Source organism: Piscibacillus salipiscarius (assembly GCF_042685285.1).
GTDB lineage: Bacteria > Bacillota > Bacilli > Bacillales > Alkalibacillaceae > Piscibacillus > Piscibacillus salipiscarius.
The window spans coordinates 15,126-31,903 of record NZ_JBHUMZ010000021.1; the positions used below are offsets into that span (position 1 = coordinate 15,126).

15 protein-coding genes are annotated in these 16,778 nt (G+C 40.0%); 2 read left to right on the top strand and 13 right to left on the bottom strand.

All coding sequences use genetic code 11. The features are described from left to right. Nucleotides 1–85 precede the first annotated feature (85 nt). The 3 genes from ACFSW4_RS08775 to ACFSW4_RS08785 are packed head-to-tail and all read right to left on the bottom strand — an operon-like array spanning nucleotide 86 to nucleotide 3,701. On the bottom strand, nucleotides 86–1,540 hold the full coding sequence (locus tag ACFSW4_RS08775) for a sodium/proline symporter (protein WP_377328730.1): 1,455 nt from the start codon (nucleotides 1,538–1,540) through the stop codon (nucleotides 86–88). 15 nt (nucleotides 1,541–1,555) lie between these two features. Then, the gene (locus ACFSW4_RS08780) at nucleotides 1,556–2,521 is read right to left on the bottom strand and encodes an ornithine cyclodeaminase family protein (RefSeq protein WP_377328732.1); all 966 of its coding nucleotides are present in this window, start codon (nucleotides 2,519–2,521) and stop codon (nucleotides 1,556–1,558) included. A 13-nt stretch (nucleotides 2,522–2,534) separates the two neighbouring features. Continuing rightward, on the bottom strand, nucleotides 2,535–3,701 hold the full coding sequence (locus ACFSW4_RS08785) for an NAD(P)/FAD-dependent oxidoreductase (RefSeq protein WP_054751665.1): 1,167 nt from the start codon (nucleotides 3,699–3,701) through the stop codon (nucleotides 2,535–2,537). 166 nt (nucleotides 3,702–3,867) lie between these two features. On the opposite strand from ACFSW4_RS08785, the gene ACFSW4_RS08790 reads away from it, so the two are divergent. Both ACFSW4_RS08790 and ACFSW4_RS08795 read left to right on the top strand, forming a co-directional pair. Continuing rightward, nucleotides 3,868–5,061, top strand: a complete 1,194-nt coding sequence (locus tag ACFSW4_RS08790; protein WP_377328734.1) for a CdaR family transcriptional regulator — start codon at nucleotides 3,868–3,870, stop codon at nucleotides 5,059–5,061. Between the two features lie 159 nt (nucleotides 5,062–5,220). Further along, nucleotides 5,221–6,426, top strand: a complete 1,206-nt coding sequence (locus ACFSW4_RS08795; RefSeq protein ID WP_377328736.1) for an acyl-CoA dehydrogenase family protein — start codon at nucleotides 5,221–5,223, stop codon at nucleotides 6,424–6,426. 285 nt (nucleotides 6,427–6,711) lie between these two features. On the opposite strand, the gene ACFSW4_RS08800 is transcribed toward ACFSW4_RS08795, so the two are convergent. The 10 genes from ACFSW4_RS08800 to trxB all read right to left on the bottom strand — a co-directional run bounded on the left by ACFSW4_RS08800 (nucleotide 6,712) and on the right by trxB (nucleotide 16,694). Next, a complete protein-coding gene (locus tag ACFSW4_RS08800; protein WP_377328738.1) occupies nucleotides 6,712–7,458 on the bottom strand; it encodes an IclR family transcriptional regulator in 747 nt (248 codons plus the stop codon). A gap of 67 nt (nucleotides 7,459–7,525) precedes the next feature. Then, nucleotides 7,526–8,698, bottom strand: a complete 1,173-nt coding sequence (locus ACFSW4_RS08805) for a saccharopine dehydrogenase family protein (protein ID WP_054751669.1) — start codon at nucleotides 8,696–8,698, stop codon at nucleotides 7,526–7,528. A gap of 27 nt (nucleotides 8,699–8,725) precedes the next feature. Further along, on the bottom strand, nucleotides 8,726–10,228 hold the full coding sequence (locus ACFSW4_RS08810) for an aldehyde dehydrogenase family protein (protein WP_054751671.1): 1,503 nt from the start codon (nucleotides 10,226–10,228) through the stop codon (nucleotides 8,726–8,728). A gap of 76 nt (nucleotides 10,229–10,304) precedes the next feature. After that, nucleotides 10,305–11,474, bottom strand: a complete 1,170-nt coding sequence (locus ACFSW4_RS08815) for an LL-diaminopimelate aminotransferase (RefSeq protein WP_377328740.1) — start codon at nucleotides 11,472–11,474, stop codon at nucleotides 10,305–10,307. A 360-nt stretch (nucleotides 11,475–11,834) separates the two neighbouring features. Continuing rightward, entirely contained in the window at nucleotides 11,835–12,092 is a 258-nt protein-coding gene (locus ACFSW4_RS08820; protein WP_054751673.1) for an HPr family phosphocarrier protein, read from the bottom strand. A gap of 99 nt (nucleotides 12,093–12,191) precedes the next feature. Continuing rightward, nucleotides 12,192–13,139 carry a DNA-binding protein WhiA gene (whiA, locus tag ACFSW4_RS08825; RefSeq protein ID WP_377328742.1) on the bottom strand — a complete coding sequence of 316 codons (948 nt, stop codon included), beginning with the start codon at nucleotides 13,137–13,139 and terminating at the stop codon, nucleotides 12,192–12,194. A gap of 47 nt (nucleotides 13,140–13,186) precedes the next feature. After that, on the bottom strand, nucleotides 13,187–14,143 hold the full coding sequence (locus ACFSW4_RS08830; RefSeq protein ID WP_054751675.1) for a gluconeogenesis factor YvcK family protein: 957 nt from the start codon (nucleotides 14,141–14,143) through the stop codon (nucleotides 13,187–13,189). A 1-nt stretch (nucleotide 14,144) separates the two neighbouring features. Then, nucleotides 14,145–15,029: an RNase adapter RapZ gene (rapZ, locus tag ACFSW4_RS08835; RefSeq protein WP_377328744.1), complete on the bottom strand. Its 885-nt coding sequence runs from the start codon at nucleotides 15,027–15,029 to the stop codon at nucleotides 14,145–14,147. Between the two features lie 20 nt (nucleotides 15,030–15,049). Then, nucleotides 15,050–15,514 (bottom strand): NUDIX hydrolase, encoded by a 465-nt coding sequence (locus tag ACFSW4_RS08840; protein WP_054751677.1) that lies wholly within the window; start codon nucleotides 15,512–15,514, stop codon nucleotides 15,050–15,052. 229 nt (nucleotides 15,515–15,743) lie between these two features. Next, entirely contained in the window at nucleotides 15,744–16,694 is a 951-nt protein-coding gene (trxB, locus tag ACFSW4_RS08845; protein ID WP_377328746.1) for a thioredoxin-disulfide reductase, read from the bottom strand. Nucleotides 16,695–16,778 lie beyond the last annotated feature (84 nt).

The following is a 16,778-nucleotide window of genomic DNA, read 5'->3' on the forward strand; positions in this document are numbered from 1 at the left end:
AGCACGGAACACTCGATGACGAAGTGATCCGTGCTTTTTTTGCAAACTTGACGTTAATCACTCAAAACTTGCCGTAAGCACCCTCTTACGATACATTCTGAGCAGCGTCAGTTTCCTCTTTCTCATCTGGCATAAGGTAACTGAACAAAATCCCGAATATTGCTGCAATGAAGAACGTTGTAAAACGGGATGTCATCATTTCTTCTAGTGGCGTGCTGATCCAAACAATCGTTGAAATTAGACCGGCTAAAATCGTTGCGATCACGCCTGCACTCGAGTACTTTTTCCAGAAGAAGGTCATCAATATGGCTGGTGAAAGTGTACATCCGACGCCGGCCCACGCCCAGCTAACAACAAGGTATAATAACGAATCAGAAACTAACGCAATGACCATTCCAATAATACCGAACACTAAAACTGAAAAACGTGATAGCCATAGAAGTTGTTTTTCTGTTAGCTTAAAGCCTAATGCTTTATGAATAATGTCTTCACTAACCGACCCTGTGACAACTAATAGCTGCGAGTTGGCTGTTGTGATAATGGCGGCCAAAATCCCGGCTAATAGTAACCCAGCAATCCAGTTAGGCGTTAACTGAAGAATCATAGTAGGAAGTATTGTTTCAACATCGGCAAAAGACCCTTGCTGATACATTGCGATAGCGGTAATCCCAATCATAAAGGCACCACCATAAGCGAGGATTGTCCAGACAATCGCAACGATGGTCCCCTGTCGTACTTCCTTTTCATTCTTTAGTGCCATAAAACGAGCGCTCAACTGCGGCTGCCCACCTAAAAAACCAAAGAACCAGGCAAAATTACTAAAGAATAAAACACCTAAAGAAAAGCCAGTTAATCCGCCAAACCACGAATCAAATGAGCTTCCTGCTGTTTGTAATGATTGTGAAATCGATAAATCATTGGCATTAATATAAAATAAAGCCAGAATCGGTAAAACGACTAACGTGATGACCATCATGACACTTTGAATCATATCTGTCCATACGACTGAAATGAATCCTCCACCGAAAGCAATTAAAATGATAATGACCGTTGCAATGACGATTCCAACAGTCGGAGGTAAATCAAACGTGATTAAGAACATTTTCCCGGCCCCGGCCATCTGCGCTCCTACATAGAACATTAAGAAACCTGCAATTAAGGTACCAGCTAGCCAGCGAATTAATTTTGCCTTCTGACCAAATCGTTTCGCTAAGTAATCGGGAAGCGTGAGTGCGTTATACTTGTCTGTTTCTTCCATAAATTTTTTCGCTAAAAATAACCAAGCAAAGATAATACCAAGTGCAATTCCGACAGCTACCCAGACTCCTGAAAGTCCTGAAGCAAATACGAATCCTGTAAATCCTAAAAGCAACCATGCAGACTCCCCAGTTGCACGTTCAGAAAAGGCAAGTGCCCAGCCAGGAAGTTTTTTACCACCAAGCAGGAAATCATTTTGCGTCTTACTTTGTTTACTATAGATGTAACCAATCCCCAGTATAATCAAACAATAAATAATAAACTCGGTTATTATAATCCCCATCGTATCCCTCCAATTTTATAATTCCGTACCAACGTTTAATTCTTTAGCACGCTCATATATATCTGACGCGCATACGACATCAAACAATGCCATACCAGTGGACTTAAAGATCACACTCCCTTCTTCGTAATTCAGTTGATTGGATTGAATACCGTTTTTAATAACTGCGGAAAAATTTTGGATCTGGGATTCATGAATGGTGCCATGTTTAATTGGATTAATGACATCCCCTGATTCTTTTTTTGCATCGTGAGAATCTATATAATAAGCTTGTGCTGACCTAAATAAGCTATTTGGAAACTCTTGCATCGCCGGCTGGAATGATCCTACACCTATGACCAACTTGCCATAGTACAGTGATTCATCTTCTGGTAAGACGGGTGTTTTAGAAGTTGTCGCCGTAATGATGACATCTGAGTCACGAACGGCATTTTCAACTGTCGAACAAATATGAAGTCGAGTTTCTGGATTTAAATGAGGCCTGAGTTGTTCAATGAAATCAGGGACTTTATGTAATGATCGATTATAAAAATAAATATCCGTAAAATCCCGTTCTGAGCATGCTGCTAGAGTTTGATAATATCCTTGTACACCTGTTCCAACCACAGCTAGTGTTTTAACAACTGGTTTAGCTAAGTGACGAACAGCAGAACCACCAATCGCACCCGTTCTTAGTCCAGTCAAAAAAGCCCCGTCCATCATCGCTTGTATAGACCCATTATCTTTATCATTTAAAATGACTAAACTATGAAGTGTTGGATGAGTTTGATTGTGAGGAAACGATGTCACTAATTTTGTTCCAATACTTGCACTCGAAATGCAAGGCATTAAAATCAACGTATTGTCACCATCAGGAATTTGAGATCTTGTGGGCATCTTAAAGTTCCCTTCCTCATATTGCCAATACGCTTCATCAATCGAATCAATCACATCCGTCATCGTGACGCACTTCCAAATATCCGTTTCATTTAAATACTTCATTGGACATCCTCCTTTAAACAACGGCTCCTTCAATGACCAATTCATTCGTCTTAAATCTCTCAAACTTAAGAGGTGATAGATTAATGGTTTCATATCGGCCGTTTATAATTAACTCCGCGAGCCCCTGCCCGACTGCTGGTGCTTGCTGCATCCCGTGTCCACTAAATCCGCAAGCAAGATAATAACCTTTCAATTCAGGATGCTCTCCAATAATGGCATTCTGGTCTTTAGTATTATGACTGTACATCCCAGCCCAGCCGCTTATAATTTTAGCTCGTTCAAAATTAGGAACGCGGTTTGCTAGAATCGGCCACAACGTTTCTTCGAAGAATGACCGCTTCCACGTAAAGTCGATACCAGGTTTTACTTTTTCAGAATAACCTGTAATCAAACTGTCTCCTTCATGCCTAAAGTAAACACCTGTAGGGTCTACGGTTAATGGCAATGGTTTCTCTAATGGTTCAGCAATATCATACTGAATGATTTGCCTTTTTAATGGAACGATCGGAAGTGGGTATCCACTGTTTTCACTAATGATTTGAGCCCACGCCCCAGCGCTGTTAATCACGATTGGTGCAGAGTAAATCATACCGTCTTTAGTTACGACGCCTGTTACATGGCCTTTCTCTTTGTTTACGGAATAAATCTCATCTTGTACATATTGACCACCTAATTCTTTAACTTTTTTCACATAACCCTGCATCACAGAATAAGGGTCCAGGTAGCCATCTTCAGCGCAGTATAAACCACCTGTTAGGTCATGCGTGTTCACTTCTGGAATAATGTTTTTAAGTTCCTCAGGGGTTAATAGCTCCGAAGGCACGCCGTATTTCTGCTGAAGCTTGGCTTGCTTTTCTAATTCACTAAGAGTTTCATGTTCAGCTAAAAATAAATAACCTCTTTGTTTAAAATCTATTTTGGCTTTTTCTCCACCTACTGCCATATCTTCGGGGAACGTTTTATATTTTTGTAGACTATAGCGGCTAATTTTGACATTAATCTCGGTTGTGAAAAGCTGCCTAATTCCACCTGCACTTCTTGGTGTGGCTGCGAATTCATAGACAGGATCTTTTTCAAAAATCGTGATGTCACCTTGAAAACCATCTTTTAATAAATGATAAGCAATGCTTGACCCAATAACGCCGCCACCTATAATAATAAGATCACTCTTCTGATTCATCGTAAGCCCCCTTGCGTTAAACTGAATTTTCTGATTATATTAAACTTACACGTTAATTATTTTGATTTCTATGTTGATTTTTAACAGAAAATGAGCTCGAATTTTTGCGATGACAAGTTAATAGAATGTTATAGATTGAGAAAGAGACCATATAAGTGAGGTGGTTATGATCGAAGGCTTAGTGCAGTCTGCACAAAAGATTGTGAAAGCGATTTCAAAACAATCTCCATTTCCTATTAGTCTAACGGACGAACACGGTAAAATTATCGGAGATTCAAATCAAGAACGAATTGGTACCATCCACTCACCTTCAAAGAAAGTCATTTCGCTTAAAAAACCCGTTAAATTCGATGAAGAGACGGTTAAACAGTATGACAATGTCCTGCCTGGTATTGCCGTGCCGTTAACGTTCGGCTATAAAACAGTTGGAGTATTAGGTATTATCGGTGACCCTGAAGAAGTTGAACCTTATGCTCTGTTACTCAAAAACTATGTCGAAATGCTTTGGAAAGAAATCTATCAATCACAACAAGATTCATTATACTCCCATACAATTGAACGATTTGCCCAGTATGTTCTATTAAATAATGAGCTAGACACAGAACAGACAAGGCAATACGCTAGTGATTTAAAGATTTCGATCGAGCAAAAGCGTATCGTCGTCATCATCACGCTGAATCGTCCGATTATCTATTATGCTGAACAAACTCTTACCCCAATTGAACAAAAAAAGCTCGAGATTACGTCTATCGTTAGAGATTTCTTTCATGCCAAACATGATCTTTGTACATTTATTAGTTATGAAAAGCTAGTCTTATGGAAATCAGTTGTTTCAGACAAACATATAGACCAATTTGCGAGCACCTTCCATTATCAAGCATCTAAATGTCAGCAGTGCTTAAGTGATTTACAAATTCCCACCTGTTTTTCTGCAGGAACAGTAAGTCATTCACTTTATACACTACATCAATCATACCAACGAGCTGAAAAGTTGTTTCGACTCGCTCATCGATACAACGTTTCAGGAGAAATTTATCATTACCACAACTGGGAGGTACTGTCCAAGCTTATACCAGAAGATATTAATCTAGAAACATGGGATTACTTCGAGAACTTTTTTTCAAATTTTATCAATCGAGAGGATTTTGTAGAGCTTGCGAAATGCTTCGTCCAATACTGTGACCACCAGATGAATGTGAGCCGGGCTGCTAAAAGTTTATATATTCACCGTAATACACTCACTTATAGACTTAAAAAAATTGAGCAGCTTACTTCTCTAGATATCAACGATTTTTATGATTGTTCGATTTTGTATATGTTTATAAATTTCTATTTAACATTTACAAAATATTCGGAATAATCTATAATTATATATGTAGAGGAGATCCCTTCCTCTGAACACTTTTAGCATAATTGCATCTGGCACTGACCTGCATGGTTTGATGCAACAGATGAGATGCCAGTTTTTACTCCTTTTCCCGGGTAAAGACTGGCTTTTTTAACGAAGGAGGAATGACGGATGAATTTTGATTTTACCGATGAACAAATCATGTTACGCCAAACGACGAAACAATTTGTTGACAAAGAGATTAATCCTTTTATTCAAAAATGGGACCGGGAAGGTGCTTTTGATCCAGCCATTTGGACTAGACTTTCGGAACTGGGCCTTATGGGAGTGTGCATCCCAGAAGAATATGGTGGAAGCGGAATGGACTACAATTCTCTTGCAATTGTCTGTGAAGAGTTAGAACGTGGGGACACGACCTTTAGAACAGCTGTTTCGGTACATACAGGGCTGAATAGCTTAACGCTTTTGCAATGGGGAACTGAAGAGCAGAAGCAAAAGTATTTAACGCCTCAAGCGAAAGGTGAAAAAATAGGAGCTTATGGCTTAACCGAACCAGGAGCAGGCTCGGATGTCGCATCCATGCAAACAACCGCTGTTAAAGAAGGCAGCTACTATGTTTTAAACGGACAAAAGACATGGATTTCCCTATGCGATCAGGCCGACCACTTTTTAGTGTTTGCATATACAGATAAAAGTAAAAAGCATAAAGGAATCTCAGCATTTATCGTTGAACGTACGATGCCAGGCTTTTCCTCTAAAGCCATTAAAGGCAAACACGGAATACGTGCCGGTAATACGGGTGAAATTTTCTTCGATCACTTATATGTTCCGGAAGAAAACCTACTTGGAGAAGAAGGTGAAGGCTTTAAAATTGCGATGTCTGCTCTTGATAATGGCCGTTTTACAGTGGCAGCTGGAGCGTGTGGTTTAATTGAGGCTTGTTTAGAAGCTAGCGTGAAGTATTGTCATGAACGAAAAACGTTTGGAAAAGAAATTGGACAACATCAGTTAGTTCAGCAAATGCTTGCTAAAATGGAAGCAGGCCTTCAAATGAGCCGTCTGCTTGTTTACCGAGTTGGTGAGCTTAAAAATCAAGGCAAGCGAAATACACGCGAAGTATCGCTGGCTAAATGGCAAGCCTGTGATTTTGCGAATCAAGCAGCTGATGATGCTGTACAAATTCATGGAGCTTACGGCTTTTCTGATGAGTATCCAGTTGAACGTTATTTACGTAACTCGAAGGCACCTGTTATTTATGAGGGCACACGCGAGATTCATACGGTCATGCAGGCTAATTATGTGTTAGGTGAGCGTGAGGATAAACCATTAAACAAAATGCTTCCGGCCTGGCCGTTTGAATTAGAAGAGGTTAAATAGATGACTAACAGGACTCCCATTATGGAGTTCTGTTTTTTGGGGGGGAATTTACTGTAATTTATAAAATAAAATTGATACATGGGTGAGACAAAATGTAGCTGATTGATTTTAAGATCAATTATAAGTTGATCCTAAGCAGTCAAAATGCTGAGACTCCAGCAGAAACAACACGAGCTGAAAATCACGCCAAACGAACAGGAGTGAGTTTGGTGAAGTTAAAGCCGTGTCTGCGGAAAGCGAAGCATTTTGACACAGCTAAAAAATGGAGGAACTTTGTATATAGCATCATCTTTGCACCACACTTGGCGAGTAGCCTAAACACCGCGAAATTTCTTCTGAGGCTTGCTTCATTTGTAACTTAATCCACTCAAGATTTTCACCTTCAAAATGACTTGAAAGGCCGCTTACCGTCAAGGCAGCTACCACTTCTCTTTTATGGTCATAGAGTGGATAGGACAAACCCGTTGTATCAACATCTTGTTCACCCTCACTTTGGGCATAGCCTTGCAGCCTAATGGAGGCCAGCTCCTCAATTAGGGATTTTTTATGATGATTGTTCAGCTCATTTAGCCGAGTAAGTTGTTCATCTTTACTCATAAAAGCAAGAAGCAGCTTGGGGCCTGAACCGATATAAAGCGGGGAACTTTTACCTACTTTCGTATAAAGGCGTAGTGCTCTATTGCTATCGACCTTTTCAATGTACGTCGCGTGATTACCGTGAACAACAACTAAATGAACCGCTTCGTTAATTTCTTCTGCTAAACGTTTCATGAGCGGTTTGGCAATTTGCCGTAAATCCAATTGATGTGACACTAAATGACCAAGCTCTAAAAACTTCAGCCCAAGCTGATAACGCTGGTCATAAGCTTCCGTCCGCATCACATAGCCCATGGATTCCAGTGATTGAAGCATGCGGTAGGCAGTCGGTTTAGGCAGACCTGTCCTAACCGATATCTCTTTTAAGGATAGTTCAGAAGTCGTCTCGTTAAACAAATCGATAATCTTTAAAGCTTTTACGACGCTTTGATTCATGGTCAATCCCCTCAATCATGATATGTATAGATGAGGATGAGACTATATTGCCTCACCCCCATTGCCATTACGCTTTCGTCATTAACGGTGTTTCACTTCGGCTCTCTTTAATCGTAACTCCTCTAGCTCCCATTTCATCAATATAAGCACGACCTGGGACGATGCGTTCTGGTGGATAGACGCCTCGCTTCGTAATCGTACCGTTTCCGATCATTTGTGCGACAACAGAAATCGTGTTAGCTGTTGCTTGAGCCATGGCTGTGACATTTTTAACCCGATCTTTAAATGTCGTCATTTCATATTTGTACTCAACTGGCACGCCATGTTCCGTTCCACCGACAACAACTCTTAATAGTACCGCATCATCACGATCCTTTAATTCAACAATTGGTTCAATGACTTTTAAAAAGACATCCCTCGGCTTCACCTTTTGCCCATGAACATCAACTTCAAAGTCTTGACGAGTTAAGCCTAAATCAACGAGTAATTTAAACTTCTCTGCATGACCCCGGTAACGAATCGTCTTATACTCAAGCGTTTTAACGTTCGGGAATGAGTGAGGCAACGTCGAAGTCCCGCCTGACGTATGAAATGCTTCAAGTGGTCCGAACCTCTCAATGTGAAGCGTTTCAACTTCAGATAATGCCGGAACTTCTGTCTTTTCTCCATTTCGAATGATGAGCGCTGGGTCCGTGTAATGATCCATAAGCCCTTCCATTGAAAAAACATGATTGTACTCTAGCGGTGGTTCAGGCTGCACTGGAATACCGCCAACGAAAAGGCGAATTGACTCCAACTGACCGAGCTTACTAGAACCGTAGCCAGATAAAATATTAATCATTCCCGGTGCAACACCTAAATCTGGTATCACCGTCACATTTTTTGCTTGAGCTTCTTCATTTAAATCTAAAACTTTATCTGTAATATGGCCGATGTGACCCCCTAAATCAACCACGTGAGTCCCTACTTCAATTCCTGTCTTAGCAACGATTTCATTAAAACTATAAAATAACGCATTAATCGTAACGTCGTATTGTTTCATGAAATTGCCAAGCTCATCAGGATTACTCGCATCAACTTGAAATGCTTCTAGCTTATCTGAGTTTAATGTATCACATACTTGATTGGCTCTTGCCAAATCAATATCCGCTAACCCGACTTCAAATACTCCATCACTATTCACTAAATCCCTTGCCGCTTCTTTTCCCATTAATCCAGAACCTAATACAGCTACCTTCACGTACAAACTCCCCCTTTGGCTTAATGTTTATTCCACGTCTATTTGCGCGCGTTGTAATTTTCCACTAAAGTCAACGTATACAGCTTTCCATTCTGTAAAGACATCAAGTGCAGCTTGGCCAGAGTCGCGATGACCATTACCCGTACCTTTTGTTCCACCGAATGGTAAATGGATCTCAGCTCCAGTCGTACCAGCATTGACGTAGACAATTCCAGTGTCTAAATCGCGCTGCGCTTTAAATACCTTGTTGATGTCCTGAGTAAAAATCGAACTTGATAAGCCATACGCCACATCGTTATTGACTTCAATCGCTTCGTCTAAATCCTTAACAGGTATAATCGATAGTACTGGGCCGAAGATTTCTTCCTTAGCAATGCGCATATCTGCTTTTACATCCGTAAATAGCGTTGGTGCAAAATAATAACCTTTACTTAACTCACCATCATTAAGCACCATGCCACCTGTTACCATGTTCGCTCCTTCTTCTTTACCAATTTGAATATATTTTTCGATTTTTCTTAAGCCCGCTTCATTAATAATGGGCCCGACTTTATTTTGTTCATCAAGACCATCACCAATGGTTAACTTCTGCATCTCAACTAGTAATCGCTCTTCAAGCTGATCTTTCACACTTTCATGCACGATGACCCTGCTACAAGCTGTACAGCGCTGGCCACTCGTACCATACGCACTCCAAATAATTCCTTGAACCGCTAAGTCTAAGTCAGCATCATCCATAACGATGACTGCGTTCTTACCACCCATTTCAAGCGATACTTTTTTAAGAAGCTGACCACACTTACCTGCAATCATTCGGCCAGTATCATTAGATCCAGTAAACGAAATGACGCGGATGTCTGAGTGTTCCACCATCGCATCGCCCACTTCTGAACCTGCACCAAACACGACGTTCACAACGCCTTTAGGTAGTCCTGCTTCTTCAAAAATTTTCGCCATTTCATAAGCCATCATAGGAGTTTCTGTTGCCGGCTTCCAAATGACCGCATTACCTGCCACAATAGCTGGGAATGACTTCCACGTAGCAATCGCAATCGGGAAGTTCCACGGTGTAATGATTCCGACGACTCCAACAGGGGCCCTTTGACTCATTGCAAATTTATCTTTTAGTTCTGCAGGTGTTGTATGTCCAAACAAACGTCTGCCTTCCCCTGCCATGTAAAACGCCATATCGATACCTTCCTGCACTTCCCCGCGCGCTTCTTCAATGACTTTTCCATTTTCCATCGTTAAGAGCTGAGAAAGATGCTCTTTACGCTCCTTCATCATATATCCGACTTTATATAAAACCTCTGCACGCTGAGGTGCCGGAACGAGGGCCCACTCCTTTTGAGCTTTCTTCGCCGCCTTTACAGCCTGATCTACATCCTCCTTACTCGATAACGGAACATCGATTAATTTTTCACCATTAGCTGGGTTGATAACTGGCGTAAACTGTTCTTGCTTCGACTCAACCCATTCTCCGTTAATAAAATTAGACAACTTTTTTTCTGTAACGAGTGCGTTAGACATACTTGATTCCCTCCATTTTTATTAATATTAATTGAGGTAGGACCTCAATTATTGACCACTATTATCGATGTATATTTCATACTTCCATCAATAATTCGTTCATTCGTCTGACTGCCTCTAATAATCGGTCTTTGGGATGAGAAAGGGAGATTCTAAAATACCCCTCTCCACTTGTTCCAAATACATTGCCAGGCGTTACGATCACACCTGTCTTTTCCATTAATTCTTCTGAAAAACCCATCGATGTAAAACCTTCAGGCACTTCAGCCCAAACATAAAAAGTACCTCTTGGCTTTTGGACTTTGATTCCCATATCATCTAAAGCACTAATGACATGATTCAATCGCTCTTCATAGATCGCATTATTTTCGTGAACGGCCTGTAAATCACTTCTAAGAGCTTTAGCTCCGGCCTTTTGAATCGGTAAAAATTGACTCGTGTCTGTATTGCTTTTAACAGTTGCTAGAGCATCAATCAAATCTTGATTTCCAACGACATAGCCAATACGCCAGCCTGTCATATTAAAGCTCTTTGATAATGAGCCAAATTCAACACCGACATCTTTTGCACCATTAACTTGAAGTAAACTTGGTGCCCGGTAATCTTCGAACGTCATCAAGTCATAGGCCGCATCTTGAGCAATCACAAAATCATGTTGTTTCGCAAGTGAAACCGCTTTCTTAAATGTATTTAATTCACACGTCCCCGCTGTCGGGTTGTTCGGATAGTTTAATAACATTAGTTTTATGGATTGATAATGTTCATCTGGGATTAGTTCAAAATTAGGCTGAAAATAGTTTGAAGCATCTAAGGGTAGATATAGTGACTTGCCACCAGCTAAATGGATGGCCGATTCATATACTGGATAACCTGGATCTGGAACCATAACAGTATCGGAAGGGTTGAGAACTGCTGAGATGAGATTGGCGATTCCTTCTTTGGATCCAATGAGTGTTAAAACTTCTTTGTCAGGGTCAAGCGTGACGCCGTATCGTTTCTGATAAAACTCGGCGACTGCCTCACGAAATTCCTGACATCCACCATAAGGTGAATAACGATGATTACTAGGATTTTTAGCTTCTTTGATCAATTCGTCAATGATAAACTCTGGAGTTGGAAAGTCAGGCGCACCGATTCCTAAATCGATCATGTCCATTCCTTCTTGTTGGAGTTCTTTTTTGCGTTTATTAATCCGTGAAAAAATATAAGGTGGTAACGATTGAACACGTTCCGAGCGAATGTTCAAATAATCAATCCCCCCATCATTTCAATAATTGAAATCGTGTTTCAAAATAACATCTATCTTGAGTATATGTGAGAAGTCTAATTTTTACAATACTCAGAATAAACAAAAATTACGACAAATTTCTCTGCTCATTTGATTTTAGATCATATCAGTTGACATACACTTCGCTTTCCGCGGGCGGTCTGAGAACCTCCTCGATCTCCACTTTGTTTTGATCTGCGGGGTCTCGCTAGCCTCGCTCTTCCTGCTGGAGTCTACGTGTATGTCAACTATCATTGATACTATGAAGTAGTAGATTATTTAATATTCATTTAATTCCGCACATAAAAAAACGCTTGGAATTAATCCAAGCGCCTTGTCTTACTCTTCAGTTTCAATAAAATTAATTAATGATTCCATCGCTTCTTCTTCATCAGGGCCTTCTGCTTGAATCTTAACGACCTCGTTTGATCCAATCGCAAGACTCATAACACCCATAATACTTTTCGCATTAACTCGCTTACCGTCCTTCTCTAAAAATACATCTGATGAAAAACGGTTTGCCTCTTGAACAAATTTAGCAGCCGGCCTTGCTTGTAAGCCAGTCTCTAACTGAACTGATAATTCCTTTTCAACCAAATTCAGCTACTCCTCTCTATATATAATCTGTATAAAAGCGCTTCAATGAAATTTCATATATTATAGCATGAAAAATTAGAAATAAAAAGTCAACTTACCTTAGTTTTCTAATAATTCCCCTTTACGGAGTTTTTCTGCATACTCATCAATCTTTCTAAGACGGTGATTGATCCCTGATTTACTAATTTTACCATGTTTAGATAATTCGCCAAGTTCTTTTAGCGTCACGTCTTGATGAGCAACCCTAAGTTCAGCGACTTCACGGAGTTTTTCAGGTAATGCTTCTAGCCCAACTGTTTTTTCAATATAACGGATGTTCTCGACTTGCCTGAATGCCGCACCAATCGTTTTATTAAGGTTGGCTGTTTCGCAGTTCACTAAGCGGTTTACTGAATTACGCATATCGCGCATTATCCGAACATCTTCAAATTTCAATAACGCTTGATGCGCACCGATTAATATTAAAAACTCGGTAATCTTCTCAGCCTCTTTAATATAACAAATAAAGCCTTTTTTACGCTCGTGCGTCTTCGCATTCAAATCAAAATAATTTAATAGTCTACAAAGCGTATCATTATGCTCTTCATAAAACGAATAAATTTCTAAGTGGTAAGATGACGTTTCAGGGTTATTAACCGAACCACCCGCTAAAAATGCTCCTCTTAAATAAGCTTTTTTACAACATTCCTTTTGAATAAACGAATTAGATACTTCACGATTAATTGAAAATGTGCCCTCTAATATTTCAAGGTTAGTAAGCAAGTTTTTAACTTCTTCATACATTCTTACAATGTAAATGTTGTTCTTTTTAAGACGCATTTTTTTACGTACCAATAGCTCAATTGGAACGTCGTACATATGTTTAATAAGCGAGTAAATTCGTCTTGCGATCGCAGCATTTTCAGTTTGGACATCTAAAATATACTGCCTGTTTGAGAAGGATAAGGATCCGTTCATCCGTATTAACGCAGCTAATTCTGCCCATTTACAACAGTCATCGCTCTCGATGTTGGTTAATTCTTTTTTGGTATCTGATGCGAATGACATGGTATTCCCCTCATTTCTAACTTCAACTGTTCTTAGCTTACTCTCTATTATAACAAGTTATAAAGAAGTTTTGCGATCTTTTGCTCATCATGTTTTAACGTGCCATCTTCATGGAGACTTGCAATATCTCCTTTTAGCACCTGTACGCCAAGCTCGTTAAGTGGTTTTTCGTCACAGATGACAGGTTCTGCCTTTTCTTTAGCATACCCTTCTTTTATAACAGGCGAAATGCTTTCACCGTGAACCACTACTTCATCAATAAAAGACTCACCAACATGATCGTGAAGTGCCTTAATATGATGAGAAGCCGTGTAGCCCTCTGTCTCACCAAACTGCGTCATGATGTTACATATATAATATTTCTTGGCTTTTGCTTTTAGAAGTGCCTGTTTGATTTCAGGTGCAATTAAATTAGGAATAATACTCGTATAAAGACTTCCGGGTGCAACCACAATCATCTCAGCACGCTGAATTGCCTGGACAGCTTCTGGTAAAGGTTCAATTTTGGGTGGGTCATAAAACACACGCTTAATCCGCTTTCCAGCCTTAGGAATATTAGACTCTCCGCGAATGACTGTACCATCTTCAAATTCAGCCTTCAAGTACATATTCTCATTCGCGATTGGGTAAATACGGCCTTTAACATTAAACACCCTGGAAATCTCTTTAATTCCTTTATAGAAATCACCAGTAATTGATGTCATACCTGCTAAAATTAGGTTCCCCAAAGAATGACCAGAAATACCATTTCCATTTTCAAAACGGTGTTGAAATAACTCTAACAACGTAGGTTCCACATCTGACATCGAGGCGATCACTTTACGAATATCCCCTGGAGCAGGAATCGATAAATCTTCACGCAACCTACCCGTGCTTCCGCCATCATCAAACACCGTTACAATCGCGGATAAATTGATAGGATACTTTCTTAATCCCCTTAATAATACAGGTAGTCCGGTTCCTCCACCGATGACGACCACCTTAGGTCCATTTACATTCGTCATATTACTTTTTCTTCCCCTTTTTATCTATATCTCGGTGATAGACATGCGCTGTATACTGATGATTAATAATCTCTCCAAGTTTCTCAGCGATTGCTACTGAGCGGTGTTGACCTCCAGTACAACCAATGGCAATAACAAGCTGACTTTTACCTTCCCTGTGATAATGAGGTAGCATAAACTCGAGTAAATCTTGAAGTTTTCTAACAAATTGCCTTGTCTCTTTCCATTTAAATACATACGCATTAACCTCTTGATTTAACCCAGTGAGGTCTCTCATGGATTCGACATAATGCGGGTTTGGTAAAAAGCGAACATCAAACATGATATCAGCATCAATCGGTACGCCATGCTTAAACCCAAAGGAAACAACTTGAACCGAGAAGATTTGTTGTTTTTTCTCTGAATAGTTCTTTAAAATTTTTTCACGAAGCTCGCGAGCTGATAGTCCCGTTGTATCAATGATCTTCTGCGCCCTGCCTTTGAGCTCATCTAAAATTTGCCTCTCCTGTTCAATTCCTGAAAGCGGAAGACCATCTGGCGCTAATGGATGCGATCGTCTTGACTCTTTATAACGTTTAACGAGCTGTTCATTTAAAGCATCTAAAAATAACACATGCTCTTGAATCCACGTCTCAGTCGCTAGTTGATCTAACGTTTCATACAAACTATCAAAAAATTCACGACCACGCAAATCCATAACGACAGCAAGCTTTTTGTTTTCCTCTGGATGCTCTTTCATCAGTTCTAAAAACTTAGGCAGTAATGTCGGAGGCAAATTATCGACACAGAAATACCCCATATCTTCAAAGCTTTGAATTGCGACCGTTTTTCCTGCCCCAGACATGCCTGTTATAATGACAAGCTCTACTTTACTTTGCTCTTGCATGACGCCACCCCTCTCGCTTTTTACACTAGTAAATCTTTTTGGTCATCTATAATTTGTTTTTGTAAATTAAAATCGTCTGTATAATAAAACGTACCTGTTAAAACATATTCAGGATGATTAATGGCATGCTTAATAATTGTCCGGTCACCTTCTGCCATTGGTAATCTAAGCACGTCGTTAACTGAAATCCACTCAAGCACACCCTCTGGTGTATGATCTAGCACATTACCATCGGCTTGATGAGATACATAAGTGAACATCATCCATTCCTCTTTCTCATCCATCACAAATGTAAATACGCTTGATAACCGTGGATTTAAAAGACTTAGACCCGTCTCCTCTTTATATTCACGTTTAACCGCACGTGTGATACTTTCACCTAGCTCCATCTTGCCTCCAGGAGCTACATACCAGTTACGTCTTGGCTTTTTTAACATTAGGATCTTACTATCATGAATATACACAGCATTGGTAACACGTTGCATCACGTTCACTCCCTTAAGATCTCTAAGTTTATTATACATCTTTAAGGCTTGTAAAAACAGAGAACGGAATCCAATGGCTTGTATATTTTTTGCACAAAAAAAACACACAGGCCAATTCCAACCTGTGCGCTAACTAATCTATAGTTAATAAAGGGGGTCAATTAATTAACCCTATTGTAACGTATCATTGTTTCATCCGTGTTACACATGAATTAAAAAGCTATTACGATTACTGTTCAACCTTTAATTCTTCTAATAAGTTCTCAATATAATGCTGTGCAGACTGAGCTGCGATACTGCCATCGCCTGTTGCTGTTACAATTTGGCGAAGCTCTTTATCACGAATATCTCCAGCTGCAAAAATGCCAGGAACTTCTGTTTCCATATTTTCATTCGTTTTTACATAGCCTTCTTCAGTTGTAATTCCAAGGTCGGTGAAGGCTTGATTTAAAGGAATCATACCAATATAAATGAAGACACCTTCAATATCTTCCTCATACGTCTCGTCTGATTCGTTGTTATAAAGAACTGCACTTCCGACTTTTCCGTCTTTTTCTTTAATTTCTTTAAGTTCAGTGTTCCATTTAAAATCAATTTTATCGTTGTCAAACGCACGTTGCTGTAGGATTTTCTGAGCGCGAAGTTCATCGCGGCGGTGTATAATCGTCACTTTACTTGCAAAGCGAGTTAAATAAACACCTTCTTCTACTGCAGAGTCGCCTCCACCAACAACGAATAAGTCTTTACCTCGGAAGAATGCACCGTCACATACCGCACAATAAGAAACGCCTCGGCCACTGTATTCTTCCTCACCTGGAACACCTAATTTTTTGTATTCGGCACCAGTTGCTAAAATAACCGCACGAGCTTTATATTCTTTATTTCCAGCAATCACGGTTTTATATTCTTTTCCGTCCTTAATTTCTTTAATATCACCAAAGGCATATTCAGCACCAAATTTTTGCGCATGCTCAAACATTTTATTTGATAAATCCGGGCCAAGAATATGATCATAGCCAGGATAGTTCTCGACATCTTCAGTGTTGACCATCTGTCCGCCTGGAACACCGCGCTCTAACATTAATGTATCTAAGTCGGCACGTGATGTGTAAACGGCAGCCGTTAATCCAGCAGGACCTGCGCCTGCAATGATGACATCATAAATTCGTTCTTCCGTCATGACCTCAACTCCTTTTCTACTTCTTTCTATATCATATTAAAACTGTTAGCCTTCGACAAACGTTTTGCTTATACCCTTAACCGT